The sequence below is a fragment of the Pseudomonas sp. 18175 genome, from assembly GCF_050432925.1.
In the GTDB taxonomy this organism is placed as follows: Bacteria; Pseudomonadota; Gammaproteobacteria; order Pseudomonadales; family Pseudomonadaceae; genus Aquipseudomonas.
The window spans coordinates 118,142-134,056 of record NZ_JBKFTO010000005.1 but is presented as its reverse complement, the minus strand read 5'-3'; the positions used below and the strand labels follow the sequence as shown (position 1 = coordinate 134,056).

The following is a 15,915-nucleotide window of genomic DNA, read 5'->3' as shown; positions in this document are numbered from 1 at the left end:
TACCGCCCTGTTCTGTAGGCATGCAGGTCTACAGGTATTTCTTGAAGCTTCCGGCCGTCAAATCCACCATGAACAGCAGCACCACTGCTGCGGGCAACAGGATCACAGTCGGATACACGCTGATAGGCAGTGCCAGATACGCTACCCACGGCAGTACCGCCATTGGCAGAATCGTAGTCCGCGCCCGGTGGTACAGAAAACCTGACTCCCTGCCAGCCCGGAATCGCCGCAGATCCCGCCGCACCAGGCCATCAACTAGCCCGGTCAACGCCGCCAATGCGAACAGAGGCAAGCTCAGCACCAACACCAGCAGCCGCAGTAGGAACGTCGCCGTGGTGTAGAACGCCGCCAGCACGTAGCTCTCCACATACACCACCGCCTGAGCCAGAGTGGCATTGAACCCTGTGGCGGTATCAGCTGCTTTCGCCTGTTCGTTCATCCTCGTCAACCAGTCGAGCAGCCCGCTGTCCAGCAGCAGGTTGTGGTGCAGCCAAGCCACCAGCCGATAGGCGCTACGCCCCGGCTCCTGCACCACCATGCTACGAGTGAACTGGGTCGAGAGCTGTTGCAGTTCAAAATTCATCATTCCCTGCGCATGCCGCCAGCCTTGCTCTGGCCAGAACAGATGCATGCCCACCAGTTCGATCACCAGGCACAGCAGAAGCGACCCCAGCAGCACGCCGAGAAAGCGCAATGGCAGGGTGATCAATGCCGCGATGAATCCTTGCTGCCGCGCCTGCTGTTGTTGGGCGACGCTGGCCGGATCACGCATGGCGGCGTTCTTTACCCTGCCAGGCAGCCTCATCATCGGTGTTCTGCCGACGCATATGGTCGGCTAGCGCCCGCAGGTTGTCGGGTAGACGGTCTTCAGCTTGGTGGACAGGCAGCGGTATACGCAACTTCCACAAGGTGCCGCCCTCCAGCAGGGCAAACGCCTGACCCTTGGGCAGTGCGACGATATGCGCCGGCTCCAGCAGCGGCACGCTAGTCGTGGTGATGCGGTCCATGCTGCTGGATGTGAAGGCGGTACGGCCGTGCGGGTCGGAACTGTCGGTCGCGCTGCTCATGGGCGAGATGCTGGCGATGTCGACATTGGGCAGTTGCTTGGTCAGCAGTTCGGCGGTGGCGGTTTCGCGCACGCGCAGCATGATCAGGTTGTTGAAGTTGCCCACCACTTGCCCGGCCTTGGCGCGGTTGCCGAGGCGGGCTTCGATGTCGCTGAGGGTCTGGGTGTACGCGGTGACCTGCACGCCTGCGCCGCCGCCTTTGTTGACCATGGGGATGAACTCGTCGCCCATCAGCTCGCTGAACTCGTCGGCGTGGACGTTGATTGGGGCCATCGGGCGGTTTGCGGTGCCGGGCAGGCCGTCGTCCAATCCGAATTTGTAGAGGTGGCCGGCGACCGACACCAGGTCGGCGAACATCGAGTTGCCCACAGCGGCAGCCACTTCGGCATCGGACAGGGCATCCAGGCCGATGTAGACCACTGCGCGTTGGCGGACCACCTGCATCCAATCGAAGATCGGCCGGGGATCGTTGAGGTCGGCGTAGTCCGGGGCCAGCAGTTGGGCGATGCGGCCGCTGGTCAATTTCTCCAGCAGCGGCAGCAGCGAGGCCACAATCTTGTCGAAGAACGTACGCTCGTAACGTACGGCGCTGCGCAGGCCTTCGAGCACTGGATCGAACAGCGGCACTTGGGTCAGGTATTGCTCAATCGCCACCACCCGGCGGTCGCGGCCGAGCATGTGGCGCGGGGTGTTGCGTTCGTTGATACCGCCTTCGATCTGCACGATGGCCTCCCAGGCCTTGGGCGCTTTGCGGGCGAACAGGTGTTGGGAGTATTCGATGAACAGGGTGTCGATGTTCACCACATGGCGTTGAATCAGCAGGTAGTCCGGGCGGTGCCCGAGTTCGACCAGGGCGCGGGCGATGATGTTGACGAAGCGCCAGGCGAACTCGCGAAATGCGGCGCTGTTGCCTTCATTGGAAAGCTGGCCGGCGATGCGGCTGGCCACTTCGGTGATGCGGCCGAAGCGGCCCACGGCGTTGTAGCGGGCCGAGCTGTCGGGCCAGCCGAGGTGGAAGACATACAGGGTGTCCAGCCGGCCGCAGCGCCGGCACTCCTGGTATACGCGCTTGAACAGGTCGGCATCGCCCTTGGGATCGAACACGATGCAGGTTTCGCCACGGCGAATGTCCTGGGCGATCAATAGTTCGGCCAGGCGGGTCTTGCCAACGCGGGTGGTGCCGAGCACCAGGGTGTGGCCTACGCGTTCGCGCAGGGGCAAGGTGACATCCACCTCATGCGGTTCCACACCATGCAGGCGTGGCAGGCCGCCCACGGCAGGCAAGGGATGCACCGGGTTCATCGGGTGATCCCAGGCAGTGAGCCGCGCCAGATGCGGTAAGGGGCGGGGCGCAAACTCCAGGCGTTGTTCCAGGTGTCGCGCGTAACGCAACCGCCAGGGCGCCTCAACATAGTGGCGGAACTCCGGACGGTAGGTTTGCAGGAGGCGGTGGGTGTGATGCGGCTCCCAGCGGAAACCGCGGCCGAGGAACAGGCGTTCCTGGCTGACCGGGATGCGGTCGTCGCGTAGGGCGTAGCGGGGCAGGCGGCGGATGTTGCGGCGGTAGCGCAGGATCACCCAAGCCTGCCGCAGGCGGATCGTGCCGAAAGCGGTAAACACCATTGCGGCCCCTAGGCCCAGGCTTGGGTTCAGTGCCAGCGCCCAGGGAGCGGCCAGGCACAGCACGGCGCTGCCGGCACAGACCGCGACGGTGTACAGCTCCACCGCCGGGCGTAGCAGCACTTCGACGGTCTGGGCCATGTCATTGCTCGATCGCCGTGGCGGTGATCAGCACCGGGTAGCGGTTCAGGCCCAGCCGTTGAGCCAGGTCATCGCCGGGGACTGGGGTCAGGCTCAGGCCTGGGGCACGGTCACGTAGGGCTTGCAGCGCCGCCGCTGATTCGATATTGACCACCAGCCCGGCGGCGCCAAGGCGTTGCAGCTCCGGCAGACGTTGTTGCAGCCAGGCGTGTGAGCGTGGGTCATCGCCGATCAGGAATAGCGCGGTAATGCCTGGGAGATTGTTTACTCGCGGCTCCACCGGGCCGGGGCGCAGCGAGGGCGAACGGATCGGTAGCAGGGTTGCTTCGTCATAGGCCATCGATGGTTCGTCATCGGACGCTTGGAGTGCGGTGACCGCGCATGGAAGGCTGAGTAGGCTGACCAATAGCAAACGCTTCATGGCTGATTCCTCTGTACAGGCTCGGCAACACGAGCCAGGTGCCGGCCGACACTTTGTCGGTAGCGCACGGCTGGCGCGCCACCGGCCGGGCGGTGGTAGCGTCCGGCAGCCATCAACCAGCTTTGCGCGGGATCGTACTGTTCCCGCAGGATGGTCGCGGCCAGGCGCAGGTTGCGATAGGGCTCCAGCAGTTCGCAGGGCTGGCGCACGCGGTGGCGTTGATGGCCGACGTTGAGCTGTCCCAGGCCCACGTCGACGCGTGTCGCTGGAGTCACGAGTAGGGTGCGACGCAGGTCGGCGCAGGCTTCGTGGCGAGTGGCGTAGCGGCGCGATTGCCCGGCGACGTTCAGCGTCCATGGCCAGGGCACGATGCGTCCACGCAGGCTGCGACCGCTTTCCTGCAGGGCCACGGCATACAGCAGGCTTGGCGGCACCTGGGCCTGCGCGGCGGCCAGTTGATAGGCCGGCGGCGGCAGCTCCCGCGCTGCAAGTACGTTGGGGGTGAGCAGCGCGGGAACCAACACCAGCGCCGCGCAGTGGCCGGTCACTGACGTTGCCATTGCCCATTCACCTCGCGCACCAGCGCCGGCAGGTTTCCCGCCACACCCAAGCTGCTCCAGCGGCCCGCATCGTGATTCAGGGTGACCCGGCGCTCACGCACGGCGCGTGGATCCAGCGCGACACGCTGGGCCCAGCGTCGCAGCCGGGTATCGTCGCTGTCGCTGCCGACCATATACAGGTCGAACTCGCTGCCCGTTGCTTGCAACTTCTTGACCTGCAGGTTGCAGGCCACGCAGTCGTCCTCAATGAACAATGCCAGGCGCCCGTTGCCAGGTTGAGGGATGGGGCTGCTGTTGTGGGCGTCGAGCAGGGTGACGGGCAGCAGGTTCGGATACAGGCGCTTCCAGGCCTGGTCGTAGGCGCGTTGATAAGCCAACTCCTTGTTCACTCGGGTTGATTCGGCGCGCACCTGCAATTCGGCGAAACGGCGGCGCTCGTCGTCACTGCGCGCCTCGATGCCGAGAGCGGTCAGCGGGTCCAGATTGGGCGAATACACACCCAACGGCCCTTGCTGCAGCTGACGGTAGCGTGCCCAGTCTTCGGCTTGCAGGCCCCAGTCCTGGGCTAATTGCTCGTCGCTGCGGAATTCTCGGCTGTCACGTTGCTGGCTGAGTCGTGTATCGCTGGTGGCTTCGCCACCGGCCAGTGCCGAGGCCAGTCCGATCAGCAAGGCTGCCAGGACAGCCACGGCCAGTGCAGGTTTGGCACGGGAGAGCATATGCGTGGCCATGGCCTACTCCTGCGGCAGCGGGAGGCGCTGCGTCTGTTGATCGACCCGGAACACCGCGCTGTGGGGCTCCAGGGCGTTCAGTTGCCAACGTCCTTCGGCATCGCCGAGCCGTAGCAGTCGGACGGCGGCCAACCCAGTGGAGCCGTTGGGTTGGATGGCCAGGAAACGCTCGCCGCCGCGCGACTCTACGCCGAGCAGTTGGAAGGCTGGCGTTGTGGGCGTCGGGCGCGGCTTGGCAGTACGAGGGCGAGCTTTGTTTGCCACGGGTTTGGTGGCGCTCACCTGTTGCGCTAGGGCATCAAGGCGGTTTTGCACGGCAGCCAGGTCGGTGCTGCTGGCGAAGTCCCGTTGACGCTGATTGAGACTTTCCCACTGTTGCTGCCACTGATCGCGCTGCTGCTGGAAATCGCTGTCTGTGACTACCGCCGGCGAAACCTCCACCGAGGCGCGGAACGCTTCCAGCTCAAGCATGCGGGTTTGCAGTTCGGCGATCTGGGCATCCGGCGCGTCTTGTCGGTACTGCGCATCTTGGCCGGTCAGGGACAGTGCCAGCGCGACCAGGGCGAGGCTGAGCAGCGTCAGCCATCCTACAACCAGCAGGCGAGTCAGGCTTGGATTGGTGAGGGGTGTTTGCATCATGACTGAGCCTCCCCAGCGAGTGGGACAGCGATAAAGCAGACCTGCCGTGTGGGCTCATCCACTGACAGACGCCAGACGGTGCCGGCCAGCAATTGCAGGGTTTGGTTCAGTGGTAGTGGGCCGAGCTGCAGGTGTGCAGCGGGCAAGGGAAGAGCCCACAAGGACGCCAGCGTCGGGTCGCCTTCGCACAATTGGTAGCCCGAGTGACGCAGTACATAGCGCATGGCATCGCCGACGGTTGTGGCGGTGGTGGTCGGGATACGCAGGTCGATGATCTGATGTTGTAAATCTTCTTGACCTCGGTCGGGGCGCAGTTCAACCAAGGTGTAGCGGCTTTGCCTGAGTATAGAGATCGGCGCCGCAGAGGGCGCCGTTATCGAAACGGCGGTACAAGCAGGTTTGAAAGACGGCGCTGTAACGCAGCCGCCCAGTAGGGGCATGCTTAGAAAAAGTGCATTGCAGCACTGGCGAATACTCGACGAAAACATCAAATAGCCCTCTCACGGAGAGAGCTATCTAGCCTCACTTAGGGCAAGAGGGCAGGCGGTAAAACGTTGCCGCGGGTAGCCGTATACATTGCCAGTTCGGTGATGCTGATGGTCCTGCGTCACCAGTTTGGATCTGGCCATTCAGCTTGTTCCCACATGCGCAATTCCTCTGGTGACAGCACTGGACTCTCCCGGCGCGCGACCTCAGCTAGATGGTTATCCTCAAACCGGCGATCAAAGCTCGCGAGCAATGCCGCGATGCGGTACTTACGCTCGCTTTTGGTCCAAGAACAGAAGATCCCTCCACGACTGTCCAGCTTGTCGAGAACATCAGGTGAGGCTGGGTCAATTTGCTGCCAATGGTCGATGACAACCCGGCTATGGGGGCCAAAGTCCTCGATTAGGGCTTCTTCAATCACGGCTTCAAGTGCGTAGGTGATGGCTTGATGTTTGGCACTGTGATCGAGATAGGCCAGGGAGGCGCGCATCATGCGTTGCTGCAACAGCAGTACCGGCCATAGGAGTTTGGTGCCGTACCGTGTGCCTACTTCTTCGAAGTGCTCGGGGGCGGGAATGATCTCGCGCTGCTGCTCATAGGCTTTGCGCACCTCATAGGCCAAGCCAAGAAACGGGCCATCATCAACACGTATGAGCGGCGATCGGTCGTTTATTTCGTGGATGACTTCATGCAGCCACCGCAGCGATGTGTAGTCACCAATAAGAAGTAAGCCGGCATGGTTATTGAGCAGCCTGTAAGAAAGCATGGCGTCAGTTCTCTCCAGTTTTCCCCAAGGTTAAAGACAAACGGCCTTCCAAGGAAGGCCGTTGTCTGATGCTCAATACTCCTCAGGAAGCAGCATCGTCGTCACCGACCGATCCCACTCGGTGATGATCCACAACGTCAGCTCTGGCGTGACGTGGTAGACCGAGAGCAGACGATTGTCATGCTCAAGTGCGGACTGATTCTCCTCCCAGTCTTCGGGGTCGATATCACCCCAGTCACCGCTGAGGTGGCGTTTCAGATAAGGGGCAGGATGGAAGGTGCCGTTCTCGACCAGAGCGTGAACCCCAGCCGTAACGTAGATATTGCCCGGTGCAAAGCAAGGGGCAACAGAGCGTGCGGACTCCATGATGGATTCCTCCATGGCGTGCGCCGAAGCCACGGCATGCCGTGACCCGGTCGCAAGGATGACAAGAACAAGGTTTTAGACGGGCTGGGCAATCGCCGATGTATCCGAGGCCTGTTCAGCCGCGGCATCGCCGGATTCAGCCTTGGGGTGGGCCTGATAGACCAGCTTCCCATCGACCTTGACCCAACTGACGAACAGCAACCGCGCCTTCAGGCTGACGCCGGTTTCCCCGGCCTTTTCACCCCGGCTGTAGCGGAACAGATCGGTCCACAAATCGCCGAGCCGAAAGCCCATCAGCACCTTGCGACCTTGATCGACGGCGCTGGCGTAGCGGTTGACCAGTTGCTGGGCCTCGGCGCCGCAGACGGTGACATCGAAGTAGCGGTACTCCGGCGCCTCGGTCGGGCCGTTGAGCGCGGCGATGGTGCAGGCCAGAAACGGCTTGCCGCGTTTGGGGCAGATCTCACGGATGCGGTTGAGGTAACCCAGGCCCTGGGTGTGCAGATCGAAGTAGGTCGCCTCGCCGGCGACGGCAGATGAGTGGGACATGACAGTCTCCTGGTTCGGAACAGACGTGAACGTGGAGACGCCCCGTCGGGACGTGGCCCCACGGGTCGGATGCCAGTGCAGGACTGGCGGGTGGATCAGCGCGTTGGCGCCGTGGCCTTGAAGATCGGGGCCACCTGGGCATGTTGCCGAGCGGGTCGGCGGAACATGGGATCAGCCTGACGCGATGGTGCGCCAAGCGCGTATCTCAATACGCAACCGGCCACCTCCGGATTGCATGGTCGGTCGGAAAAAGCGAAGCCCCGATATCGGGGCTTCTGGTTGAGGGCTTATGGCTGATGATCATAGGTCGGCAAACCGTCCAAGTCGGCGGCATCAGGGTCGAAAACGAGTATGCGCACATCGGCCTGCGCGGCCAGGTGCAGCACCTCGACCAGCTCCAGCGGCAGTCCAGCGTCCAACTGCTGTTGGCGTAACTGATCGGCGGTGCATACGTCGATTTGATCCAGATTGCTATCGGTCCAGGGCGTGGCAATCAGCTTGAAGCCGAGCGCGTTGCTGTCCGGCAGCTCGAACGCCTCCAGCAGCAGCCCCGTCGGGATTGACGATGACGCCAGTCGCTCCCAGGCCACCTGAGGCAAATGCGCGCTGCTGATCTCCCAGCACCGGCTGTAATGGCCGGTTTCGAACGCGATCTGCCGGACCCGCTCCTGGGCCAGCGCCTCGGAGTACAGATCACCCACCAGGATCGGCGGCGACTGATCATGGGAAAAGACCCCATAGATCACCTGTACGACAATGCCCGGATGAGGGTAGCTGTCCTCATGAGCGGTCAGCGAAGCACTGGAGGTGACGATCAACGCATGCTGGTCATTGAACAGGCACGGCTGGCGCTCAAGCTCCGCGTCGCTCAGGTGCTGCTGGGAAGGGTGTGGGGGCAGATAGCACAGCGGCGCTTTCGCGTCATAGAGCACGGCCAGCAGACGCTGGATGCGCAGGTCATTGAACCCGCGGGCAAACGGATTGGACGGATGATTATGAATAGGCATGGGTGATCTCCTATGTTTATGAAGGAGGGACACCGCCCGACGGGAGGTGTCCCGTCGGGTGCCATCGTGCGGTGGGTTACCAGCCGCTGTAGTGGATGATCAATGTGGCAAGGAGCATGCGTCGCTGCGTGTCCAGCAGACCGAAGTCGGCCAGGCCGCGGACGCCGACCCGCTGCAACAGGCGTCCCCCGGTCTCATCGTTGTAGAAGCTGACGAGCGCGGCAAGGAACACTTGCTCGCCGTGGCTCATTACGCCGATGGCGGACTCGATCAGCGGGACATCGGGACACAGGTCCCACTTGCTGTGGGCCATGTTGATGTCGCTTCGGCACTCGATACCGAAGTAACGCGGCCCGACGAGCAGGACGGCTTTCCTCCAGGCCTGGAAGAACTGCTCTGGTGCCAGGTCTTGCTGTTGATGGGCGTTGATCAGGTCCGAGAGTACGGACTCTGGGAGCTGTGGGTGCATGGTGAGGAACCTCCAATCAGTGACGGCCGTGGTGGGCCGCTCGAAGAGATGGGTGCCTGTGGGGTGTGCGGACAGGCTTGGGATCAACGCGGCGGGTGCCGTGTCGTAGCCTTGAAGATCGGGGCTACCTGGGCGAGTGCCGACTGAGTCGGCAGTGCTATTGGTAGCTTAGTGATGTGCCGGAGATATTTGCAGCGACAATCCGGCGCTGCGGATGATCGGCTTTTTGTGGTCGATGAGCGTTAATGAATCCGCTGGCTGTATTGGACGAGATCGCGGAAACGAGGGAGCTCTACTGTTGCGGGTTTGATGCGAGTAGACATCACTGCGGAAGACGTTACAGGGTGCAATCGGCTTAAGGCGCGCATTCTTTTGCTTTAGTTGAGGCGTTTCATGAACGCGTCGAGCGTATCCAGAAACACTTTCACCCGTGCCGGAACATGCCGGCGGGTCGGAGTTACTGCCCAAACAGAAAGCGCCTCCATTTCAGCGTCTTCCAGTTTGATTTCCCGTAGTAATCCGTCTCGTAGGTGTTGAACAACATCCCAGTAAGTCAACATGGCAATGCCCAAGCCCTGCGTGGCTGCCGTTCTCACGGCGTCGACACTGCTCGTAATCAGGCGACCTTGCATGCGGCGACGCTGCACTTCCCCGTGGATCACAAATGGCCATTGGGAGACGGCCTGAAGCAGGATGCATTTATGTCGGTCCAGGTCGGCAAGATTGCGAGGAAAGCCATGCTGCTCCAGATAAGCCGGGGCAGCGCAGAGTACTCTCGGGTTCGGAGCGATACGGCGGGCAATCAATTCCGAGTCTGCCAGCGGCGCAACTCGCAATGCCAAGTCGAGGCCGCTGGCGACGATATCAACTACCTTGTCAGAGACCTCCAGCTCTACATAGAGCTCCGGGTGCTGTTCCATTAGCTGTGGAAGAACCGACAATACGATGGATTGCCCAAAGACACTCGGTGCTGTCATGCGCAGAACACCTTTGACTGCATCAGGCATGGGGCGCAGTTCGCCAAGAACACTCTCTTCAGCGTCGATCATCGTATGGGCGTAGGGAGCCAACGCTTCGCCCTCGCTTGTGAGCGAGACCGATCGGGTGGTGCGATGAAATAGGCGGACTCCCAGCTCATCCTCCAGTGCGGCGATGCGCCGGGAAACTTGCATGGGAACCACATCAAGCTGACGCGCTGCTGCCGACAGGCTCCCGGTAGATACCACTGAGAGGAAGATGCGTAGATCAGCTATCAACATGATTGTATCCGTTTGTGTTATGGCGGTTTCACTCCGCAACGACTTGGTCAGGTCCATCCGCACACCTAATATCTGGTAAATCAATCAACCAAAGCAAGTTGAGGCTAACCAGAAGATGCATATGACTGACTCAGAAGTAAAAATATTAACCTCTTATGATATGAATGGTCTGCTCCTGCGCAATCGGCTTGCGGTCGCGCCGATGACCCGCGTCAGTGCCAGCGTCACGGGGCTAGCCACACCGAGGATGACCTCCTACTACGAGCGTTTCGCAAAAGGCGGCTTCGGACTTGTCATCACCGAGGGTATCTATACCGACCAAAAGTTTTCCCAGGGATATCCTTTTCAGCCAGGCATTGTCGACCAGGAGCAAGCCTTGGCGTGGCGTGACTTAACGCAGCGCATCCATGCTCATCAGGGGGCTGTGTTCGCCCAGATCATGCACGCAGGTGCCTTGTCTCAGGGAAATCGCTTTACTGATCATTCGGCCGCGCCTTCTGCGGTGCGCCCGAAAGGTGAGCAGATGCGCTTTTATTACGGTGAGGGTCAGTATCCTGTACCCAGGGCGATGAGCGATGAAGATATTGCTGATGCCGTTTCAGGGTTTGCGCAGGCTGCGAAGCGTGCGGTTGAAGAAGCGGGCTTTGACGGCGTTGAAATACATGGAGCGAATGGCTATCTGCTCGACCAGTTCCTGACCGATCACACCAACCAGCGCGCCGACCGCTGGGGAGGTAATACACAACGTCGCCTCGGACTGACCTTGGAGGTCATCAAGGCCGTACGCGATGCAGTGGGCGCGGTGCCGGTAGGTGTCCGAATTTCCCAGGGCAAGGTCAACGACTTCACGCATAAGTGGGCTAACGGCGAGCGAGATGCAGAGATCATCTTCGGCTCGTTGAGTGACGCCGGTGTTGACTTTCTGCATGTGACCGAATTCGAGGCTTGGAGGCCAGCTTTCGCCAACAACAGCACAAGTCTGGTTGGCCTGGCGCACCGATACGCACCGGATGCTACCCTGATTGCCAATGGCGGCCTTCAAATTAGCGAACACGCCGACTTTGCTCTAGAAGAAGGAGCCGACCTAATTGCTTTAGGCAAGGCAGCACTCGCCAATCCGGACTTCCCGAAACGTTTGGCGGCCAGCGAGTCCTTTACTGATTTCGATGCCTCCATTCTCGGGCCAATTGCCGATATCAAAGGTTGTGAATTGAACTGCTGATTGTTTGCTGCATGCTTAAGTTTTCTGGGTGCTCAGAAGTTGGGCCGCAGCCTGTGCTTTTGAGTCTGGGGTGGCAGGCATTAACTATGGAAGTGCGTGAAGTGCCCCCTGCCTCAGCAGGGGGCATCAACTATCAGACCAACTGCAACCGCGCAATCAATGGATGCTCTCGATGCTGTGCCTGCCAAAGATCGTAGGCAGCCTGTTCGGCAAGGTACTGCTTGGCACTGCCAAGCCCCGCCAGTTCCAGCCGGTACGCCAGATCGGCAGAGATCGCCGCGTGACCGTGCAGCACGGTGGACAGTTGACCGCGCGAATAGCCCAGGTGCCGTGCGAGTGCGGTCAGACTCAATCCGATGGCGGGCAGGACGTCCTCGCGGATCGCTTCGCCCGGGTGAGGTGGGTTGTGCATGGGCATCATCAACCTCCTTAGTGATAGTCAAGGTAATCGACCAGGTCGACATCGGTACCCTCGAAGCAGAACACCAGGCGCCAGTTGCCCGAGACGCTGACCGACCAATAACCGCTGTAGCGCCCTTTGAGTGGGTGTAGGCGGTTGCCGGGGCGGTCCATGTGGCGTGGAGCCTGAGCAACGTCGAGTGAAGCCAGTAGACGCAGTAGGCGGGGAACATGGTCGGCGCGCACGCCGGAAGTCTCGCCGCGTTGGTGTAAGGCTTTCAGGCCCTTGTGCCTGAAGCGCCTGATCATACGGGGATGAGTGTAAGGTATGGCCTTACACTGTTCAAGCAAGGATTGACTATCGGCAGGGACCGAATCCTCCAAGCATGAGTGTCATTGCCGGCGCGTGGCGCAGGGGGATCGAGCCTTCCCATTCTGTTGTCGATTGCGTCGAGCGAGGTGGCCTTCTTCTGTGCGTGAAATAGGAACGCGAGTGCCAAGGCTTGCGTTTGCTGATTCCCGATCAGGACCGATAGCGCGGACTCTGGGAGTGGTGTTTTCACTGTGAAGAACCTCCAGCCAATGATGGCCTGGGTGGGCCACTGGAATGGATACCTGCGGGACTAGCGGGCAGGCGCTGGGATCAACGCGGCGGTTGCCACGTCGTAGCCGTGAAGATCGGGGCTACCTGGGCGGGTGCCGAGCGGGTCGGCAGTGCTGGCGTAGCTTGGGAGTGGCCGCATCGGCGCAGTAGCGGAAAGCTGATTCGACAACCTTCCCGTTTGCTACTGCGATGGATGCCGCTGTCTCAGATTGCGAGATTTTGATATGGACGCTGACTACCCGATGGCGGTGTTCGGAGGGAGCACGCTGGAGTGTCAGGCGTGAAAGGCAGTCAAGGTCAAATCACTGCAACGCCAACTACCGCTTTGGTTGGTGGCAATGGGACGCCAGCACCACTGCATTGATTCCGCCACTTCCAATGTTGGTCGCGCCTACTTAGACAGGTTCCCCACCTGTGCGCGTCCTACCCAGGCACCCGATCGATTCGATGGCATTGGAAAAATAGCCTCAAGCCGACAGTTGGGGAGGGAGTCGTCCTTGAGGCTCAATCTTGCGCAAGGAGTGGAGTGGCGGGCGCAGTAGGCGGTCATGAGGTGGTCCGTCACCTACCCGCCACTCCGTGACGGTGCCGGTACACCGTCGCTTGGAATCGTAAAAATCCCTGCACATCGTTTCAATACCGACGCGACGAATGACGTGGGAAGCGGACTACAACAGCATGTTGGCAGTTGAGTCACACCGGGTCGTCAGGCACATCGGCGGCCGGCTCAGCAGGCGCCAACAACATCACCCGCGCCAACCGATACGGCAGGATCGCCACCCGTCGTGCCTCGATCTTGAAGGTGACGCGTGGGTTCTCCTCGCGGTCTTCCCACTCTTCGCGCACGGTGCGGCCATCGACCAGCACACGCATGCCTTTCTGGTACAGCGCCTGCCACTGCTCGGCGTCCTGGTGCCACAGCTCCACCGGGGCCCAGTAGCCGCCGCGGTCCTCATAGCCGTCTTTGGTCGGCACTGGGTTGTCGAAGTAGACGTTGAGCCTTAGCAGGCGCCGGGGTTCGACGTTGTCGCGGGGGAATTCGCGAAATTCCGGGGCGGAGCCGATGTTGCCTTCGCCGATGAAATAGGTGCTCATGGAACCTCCGGGGCAAGGATGGGTAGGCGCTGCTGGACGATGTGCTCGGCATGGGCCAGTTTGTCGACGGCGCTGCGGGCCTGCTGTGCCAGGTTGTGGGCCAGGCTGATCTGGGCGTTGAGCAGCACGCGTTGGTGTTCCAGCTGATACAGCTGGGGCACGAGTAGCTCAGGCGTGTTCGGGGCCAGCAAGAGTGCCTGCCACTGCGCCACACCCATGGCCGCGCGGTCGACCCGGCGCCAGCGCAGGAAGCAGGTACCGGCGGCCGTGGCCTGGCGATTGAGTTGCACCGGCATCAGGTGCAGCGGCGGGGTACGGGCATCGGCCAGCACGGCATGCAGATCCTGCTGGATCAGTTCATCGCGCAATGCGCAGCAGGCCTCGGCCAGCACCATCAACTCCCCCTTACCCTTGAAAAGGCCTTTTAGGGAGGCGAGCTGTTCCAGCGCCTCGACGTGGGTCAGTGAGGGCATGGTTGAGCCTCCTCGTCATCGCTGGCGGCATCGTCTGCAAACGTGGTCTCTGGCCCAGTACCGTTGGTCTTGGTTGGCCCAGGGCGCCGGATCGTCGGGGCGTGACGGGCACGCTGCAGGCCCTCCAGCACTGGCTGTGGCAGCTCACCAAACTGTTCGCGCGCGTGCGCCGCCCTGGCGTTGTTGGCTTGGAAATCGCTGCGGCAGACGCCGCTGGAGCGGTAGGGCTGGACCAGGCCGAACAGGCTGCGCAGTTGGTGCGCACCTTCCTCCAGCCAGCGATCCAGGGTGGGAGGGTCGATCAGGGCGGTGTGCTGGGCCAGCAGGGCGCGCCGGGCCAGTTCGTCGTAGTCGGCCAGCAGGTAGAGCCCAAGGAACCCCAGCGGAGCGTTGACCGTGACGGGCAGTTGCACGGGCTCCAGGTTGAGGTTGTCGCCCAGGCGGAGGGCGGCCGGGGCTTGGGTCAGGGCGTCGCTCAGTTGGGCGCGCAGGTCGAGCAGGGCGGCGCGGGTGCTGTCGAGTTTGGCTTCCACTTGCAGCAACCAGGCATCGGCATATGGGTCATCCAGCGCGGCGTCGCGGTGGATGCGGTTAAGCATGGCGACAAAGGCGCTCAAGCCGAAGATGCCGTGCAGGTCGGCGGCAGGCAGGCGGCCTTGCCACAGGCGGATGGCATGGTGGGTGTGCAGGGTCAGCTGCATATCGCTGCGCAGGCGACCGAGCGGGGCGTGGTCGGTGAGGGCCATGGGCAAAGGGCTCGAAGGCAAGTCGAGGGCGTAGCGTGGCCGGTTCGCTGCTGGGTGTCTGTGGGCAATGCACACGCGCGGTGTTCCGGATTGCCGCGTTGATTATGTCAGTGACATAAGTCGTTGGCAGACATCGCTGGAACAGAGCACGGGCGTTAGCGGATGCCGAGCAGCTCGCGCAGGTTGGCCAGGTGGTGGCGCGCATTGTCCAACCGCGCTTGTTGCTGTTCGGGCGATAGCGGTGCCGGTGCGGGTGGTGGTGAGACTGGTTTGGCCTTGGTCGCCCAGGGGTGGAAGTCACCCCGCAGAGCCTTTTGCAGGATGCCGAACAGGTAGGCCGCAGGGCGTTGCACGCCTCCGGCCGCGCAGCGCACCTGCCATTCATCCAGCACCGCCTGGCGCAATTCCGGCTCCACGCGTTGCAAGGTGGCCAATGCGGCGCTCTGTTCTTCCGGGCGCAGTTGGGCAAAGCCGGGTGGCAGCGTGGCCGGATTCGTTTCCCGCGCGCGCGGTATACAAAAGCTTTTACTGATACTAAATACAGTACTAGGCGCCTGCTTCGGATTCCGAAGGCAGGCGGAATTCGGGGCTTTCAGACCTGCTTCGGAATCCGAAGCAGGTGAGGTGATTTCGGATTCCGAAGTAGGGCTGGCTTCGGAATCCGAAGTACGTGCCGCGGTGAGCTGTGAGATCAGGGAGAGTGGTGGCGGCTGGATGTCGGTGGCGCTTTCCAGCCAATCGGCCAACCGTTGCAGGCGCTCCGGCAACGGGCGGGTGGTCAACAGCGGATCCTCGGCCAGCGCCTGCAGCGCGTCGTAGGCCACCCATTGCACCGCCTTGCTGGCATGGGTCAGCGACTGGCTGAGCAACTCCAAGTACTCGGCGTCCAGGCGCAGCGCCTCGAAGGGCGATAGCGGCGCTTCGTGCAGCACATAGAGATTGCCCTGCCATTGGCCGTGACTTCCCGGCCGACGCCGGCGCGCCAGGCTGAGCCAGCGGCACAGGCGCAGCACGGTCAGCGCCCGTGCGACGGTTTCGCAGGAGGCTTGGCTGGCGCAGGGGGAGGTGGTGAGGAAGGGGCGCAGGCGTTCATAGGTGGGCAGGGCGGTGACGCCATCGCCATTGAGCAGCAGGCGGATCACCTGCCAGGCATTGCGCTCCAGCGGGGACAAGCGGCGGTCCAGCAGCAGGGCGCGCGGCACGCAGTCATGCAACTGGCCGCTGTATACAAAGTCATCGCGGGGCAGTGGCCGGACCGGTGTGGTGGCGGGCGGCTCGGGACGGCGCGCCATGGT

The 15,915-nt window shown here is 62.0% G+C and carries 20 protein-coding genes; 1 reads left to right on the top strand and 19 read right to left on the bottom strand.

Annotated elements, in window-relative coordinates:
• Positions 1-28 precede the first annotated feature (28 nt).
• From ACLD1Y_RS08760 to ACLD1Y_RS08700, 13 genes are all read right to left on the bottom strand, one after another.
• Positions 29-772 (bottom strand): TIGR03747 family integrating conjugative element membrane protein, encoded by a 744-nt coding sequence (locus ACLD1Y_RS08760; protein ID WP_429477288.1) that lies wholly within the window; start codon positions 770-772, stop codon positions 29-31.
• On the bottom strand, positions 765-2,828 hold the full coding sequence (gene traD, locus ACLD1Y_RS08755) for a type IV conjugative transfer system coupling protein TraD (RefSeq protein ID WP_429477286.1): 2,064 nt from the start codon (positions 2,826-2,828) through the stop codon (positions 765-767). The genes ACLD1Y_RS08760 and traD overlap by 8 nt, the downstream gene beginning before the upstream one ends.
• Before the next feature lies 1 nt (position 2,829).
• Positions 2,830-3,249: an integrating conjugative element protein gene (locus tag ACLD1Y_RS08750; RefSeq protein ID WP_429477284.1), complete on the bottom strand. Its 420-nt coding sequence runs from the start codon at positions 3,247-3,249 to the stop codon at positions 2,830-2,832.
• Positions 3,246-3,809, bottom strand: coding sequence for a transglycosylase SLT domain-containing protein (locus ACLD1Y_RS08745; RefSeq protein WP_248486863.1), 564 nt, complete (start codon positions 3,807-3,809; stop codon positions 3,246-3,248). Before ACLD1Y_RS08745 ends, ACLD1Y_RS08750 begins: the two co-directional genes overlap by 4 nt.
• Positions 3,794-4,540 (bottom strand): TIGR03759 family integrating conjugative element protein, encoded by a 747-nt coding sequence (locus ACLD1Y_RS08740; RefSeq protein ID WP_429477282.1) that lies wholly within the window; start codon positions 4,538-4,540, stop codon positions 3,794-3,796. Before ACLD1Y_RS08740 ends, ACLD1Y_RS08745 begins: the two co-directional genes overlap by 16 nt.
• Before the next feature lie 3 nt (positions 4,541-4,543).
• Positions 4,544-5,179 carry a hypothetical protein gene (locus ACLD1Y_RS08735; RefSeq protein ID WP_429477280.1) on the bottom strand — a complete coding sequence of 212 codons (636 nt, stop codon included), beginning with the start codon at positions 5,177-5,179 and terminating at the stop codon, positions 4,544-4,546.
• Positions 5,176-5,619: a hypothetical protein gene (locus tag ACLD1Y_RS08730; protein WP_429477622.1), complete on the bottom strand. Its 444-nt coding sequence runs from the start codon at positions 5,617-5,619 to the stop codon at positions 5,176-5,178. Before ACLD1Y_RS08730 ends, ACLD1Y_RS08735 begins: the two co-directional genes overlap by 4 nt.
• A gap of 167 nt (positions 5,620-5,786) precedes the next feature.
• Positions 5,787-6,431 carry a DUF6904 family protein gene (locus tag ACLD1Y_RS08725; protein WP_429477279.1) on the bottom strand — a complete coding sequence of 215 codons (645 nt, stop codon included), beginning with the start codon at positions 6,429-6,431 and terminating at the stop codon, positions 5,787-5,789.
• Between the two features lie 72 nt (positions 6,432-6,503).
• Entirely contained in the window at positions 6,504-6,797 is a 294-nt protein-coding gene (locus tag ACLD1Y_RS08720) for a hypothetical protein (protein WP_172963363.1), read from the bottom strand.
• Positions 6,798-6,872: 75 nt separating this feature from the next.
• Positions 6,873-7,346, bottom strand: coding sequence for an STY4534 family ICE replication protein (locus tag ACLD1Y_RS08715; protein ID WP_429477277.1), 474 nt, complete (start codon positions 7,344-7,346; stop codon positions 6,873-6,875).
• 287 nt (positions 7,347-7,633) lie between these two features.
• Positions 7,634-8,353: an ABC transporter substrate-binding protein gene (locus tag ACLD1Y_RS08710; protein ID WP_429477275.1), complete on the bottom strand. Its 720-nt coding sequence runs from the start codon at positions 8,351-8,353 to the stop codon at positions 7,634-7,636.
• Between the two features lie 76 nt (positions 8,354-8,429).
• Positions 8,430-8,822 carry a hypothetical protein gene (locus tag ACLD1Y_RS08705; RefSeq protein ID WP_429477273.1) on the bottom strand — a complete coding sequence of 131 codons (393 nt, stop codon included), beginning with the start codon at positions 8,820-8,822 and terminating at the stop codon, positions 8,430-8,432.
• Between the two features lie 377 nt (positions 8,823-9,199).
• Complete coding sequence (locus ACLD1Y_RS08700; RefSeq protein WP_429477620.1) at positions 9,200-10,081, bottom strand: LysR family transcriptional regulator; 882 nt, start codon at positions 10,079-10,081, stop codon at positions 9,200-9,202.
• 121 nt (positions 10,082-10,202) lie between these two features.
• Here ACLD1Y_RS08700 and ACLD1Y_RS08695 point away from each other — a divergent pair, with 121 nt between their 5' ends.
• Entirely contained in the window at positions 10,203-11,303 is a 1,101-nt protein-coding gene (locus ACLD1Y_RS08695) for an NADH:flavin oxidoreductase (protein ID WP_429477271.1), read from the top strand.
• A 133-nt stretch (positions 11,304-11,436) separates the two neighbouring features.
• Here ACLD1Y_RS08695 and ACLD1Y_RS08690 read toward each other — a convergent pair whose 3' ends face one another.
• From ACLD1Y_RS08690 to ACLD1Y_RS08665, 6 genes are all read right to left on the bottom strand, one after another.
• Positions 11,437-11,721, bottom strand: a complete 285-nt coding sequence (locus ACLD1Y_RS08690; protein ID WP_429477269.1) for a HigA family addiction module antitoxin — start codon at positions 11,719-11,721, stop codon at positions 11,437-11,439.
• A gap of 11 nt (positions 11,722-11,732) precedes the next feature.
• Positions 11,733-12,011 (bottom strand): type II toxin-antitoxin system RelE/ParE family toxin, encoded by a 279-nt coding sequence (locus ACLD1Y_RS08685; RefSeq protein WP_429477267.1) that lies wholly within the window; start codon positions 12,009-12,011, stop codon positions 11,733-11,735.
• A 988-nt stretch (positions 12,012-12,999) separates the two neighbouring features.
• Positions 13,000-13,401: a single-stranded DNA-binding protein gene (locus ACLD1Y_RS08680; RefSeq protein WP_123750295.1), complete on the bottom strand. Its 402-nt coding sequence runs from the start codon at positions 13,399-13,401 to the stop codon at positions 13,000-13,002.
• The gene (locus ACLD1Y_RS08675) at positions 13,398-13,874 is read right to left on the bottom strand and encodes a DUF3158 family protein (RefSeq protein ID WP_429477265.1); all 477 of its coding nucleotides are present in this window, start codon (positions 13,872-13,874) and stop codon (positions 13,398-13,400) included. The genes ACLD1Y_RS08680 and ACLD1Y_RS08675 overlap by 4 nt, the downstream gene beginning before the upstream one ends.
• Complete coding sequence (locus ACLD1Y_RS08670; protein ID WP_429477263.1) at positions 13,862-14,620, bottom strand: PFL_4669 family integrating conjugative element protein; 759 nt, start codon at positions 14,618-14,620, stop codon at positions 13,862-13,864. Before ACLD1Y_RS08670 ends, ACLD1Y_RS08675 begins: the two co-directional genes overlap by 13 nt.
• 155 nt (positions 14,621-14,775) lie before the next feature.
• A complete protein-coding gene (locus ACLD1Y_RS08665; RefSeq protein WP_429477261.1) occupies positions 14,776-15,912 on the bottom strand; it encodes an STY4528 family pathogenicity island replication protein in 1,137 nt (378 codons plus the stop codon).
• Positions 15,913-15,915 lie beyond the last annotated feature (3 nt).

What these genes read in the sequence shown, in the direction of transcription:
- ACLD1Y_RS08760 (WP_429477288.1), bottom strand. Translation starts at nt 772, where the DNA reads ATGCGTGATCCGGCCAGCGTCGCCCAACAACAGCAGGCGCGGCAGCAA.
- traD (WP_429477286.1), bottom strand. Translation starts at nt 2,828, where the DNA reads ATGGCCCAGACCGTCGAAGTGCTGCTACGCCCGGCGGTGGAGCTGTAC.
- ACLD1Y_RS08750 (WP_429477284.1), bottom strand. Translation starts at nt 3,249, where the DNA reads ATGAAGCGTTTGCTATTGGTCAGCCTACTCAGCCTTCCATGCGCGGTC.
- ACLD1Y_RS08745 (WP_248486863.1), bottom strand. Translation starts at nt 3,809, where the DNA reads ATGGCAACGTCAGTGACCGGCCACTGCGCGGCGCTGGTGTTGGTTCCC.
- ACLD1Y_RS08740 (WP_429477282.1), bottom strand. Translation starts at nt 4,540, where the DNA reads ATGGCCACGCATATGCTCTCCCGTGCCAAACCTGCACTGGCCGTGGCT.
- ACLD1Y_RS08735 (WP_429477280.1), bottom strand. Translation starts at nt 5,179, where the DNA reads ATGATGCAAACACCCCTCACCAATCCAAGCCTGACTCGCCTGCTGGTT.
- ACLD1Y_RS08730 (WP_429477622.1), bottom strand. Translation starts at nt 5,619, where the DNA reads ATGCCCCTACTGGGCGGCTGCGTTACAGCGCCGTCTTTCAAACCTGCT.
- ACLD1Y_RS08725 (WP_429477279.1), bottom strand. Translation starts at nt 6,431, where the DNA reads ATGCTTTCTTACAGGCTGCTCAATAACCATGCCGGCTTACTTCTTATT.
- ACLD1Y_RS08720 (WP_172963363.1), bottom strand. Translation starts at nt 6,797, where the DNA reads ATGGAGTCCGCACGCTCTGTTGCCCCTTGCTTTGCACCGGGCAATATC.
- ACLD1Y_RS08715 (WP_429477277.1), bottom strand. Translation starts at nt 7,346, where the DNA reads ATGTCCCACTCATCTGCCGTCGCCGGCGAGGCGACCTACTTCGATCTG.
- ACLD1Y_RS08710 (WP_429477275.1), bottom strand. Translation starts at nt 8,353, where the DNA reads ATGCCTATTCATAATCATCCGTCCAATCCGTTTGCCCGCGGGTTCAAT.
- ACLD1Y_RS08705 (WP_429477273.1), bottom strand. Translation starts at nt 8,822, where the DNA reads ATGCACCCACAGCTCCCAGAGTCCGTACTCTCGGACCTGATCAACGCC.
- ACLD1Y_RS08700 (WP_429477620.1), bottom strand. Translation starts at nt 10,081, where the DNA reads ATGTTGATAGCTGATCTACGCATCTTCCTCTCAGTGGTATCTACCGGG.
- ACLD1Y_RS08695 (WP_429477271.1), top strand. Translation starts at nt 10,203, where the DNA reads ATGACTGACTCAGAAGTAAAAATATTAACCTCTTATGATATGAATGGT.
- ACLD1Y_RS08690 (WP_429477269.1), bottom strand. Translation starts at nt 11,721, where the DNA reads ATGCCCATGCACAACCCACCTCACCCGGGCGAAGCGATCCGCGAGGAC.
- ACLD1Y_RS08685 (WP_429477267.1), bottom strand. Translation starts at nt 12,011, where the DNA reads ATGATCAGGCGCTTCAGGCACAAGGGCCTGAAAGCCTTACACCAACGC.
- ACLD1Y_RS08680 (WP_123750295.1), bottom strand. Translation starts at nt 13,401, where the DNA reads ATGAGCACCTATTTCATCGGCGAAGGCAACATCGGCTCCGCCCCGGAA.
- ACLD1Y_RS08675 (WP_429477265.1), bottom strand. Translation starts at nt 13,874, where the DNA reads ATGCCCTCACTGACCCACGTCGAGGCGCTGGAACAGCTCGCCTCCCTA.
- ACLD1Y_RS08670 (WP_429477263.1), bottom strand. Translation starts at nt 14,620, where the DNA reads ATGGCCCTCACCGACCACGCCCCGCTCGGTCGCCTGCGCAGCGATATG.
- ACLD1Y_RS08665 (WP_429477261.1), bottom strand. Translation starts at nt 15,912, where the DNA reads ATGGCGCGCCGTCCCGAGCCGCCCGCCACCACACCGGTCCGGCCACTG.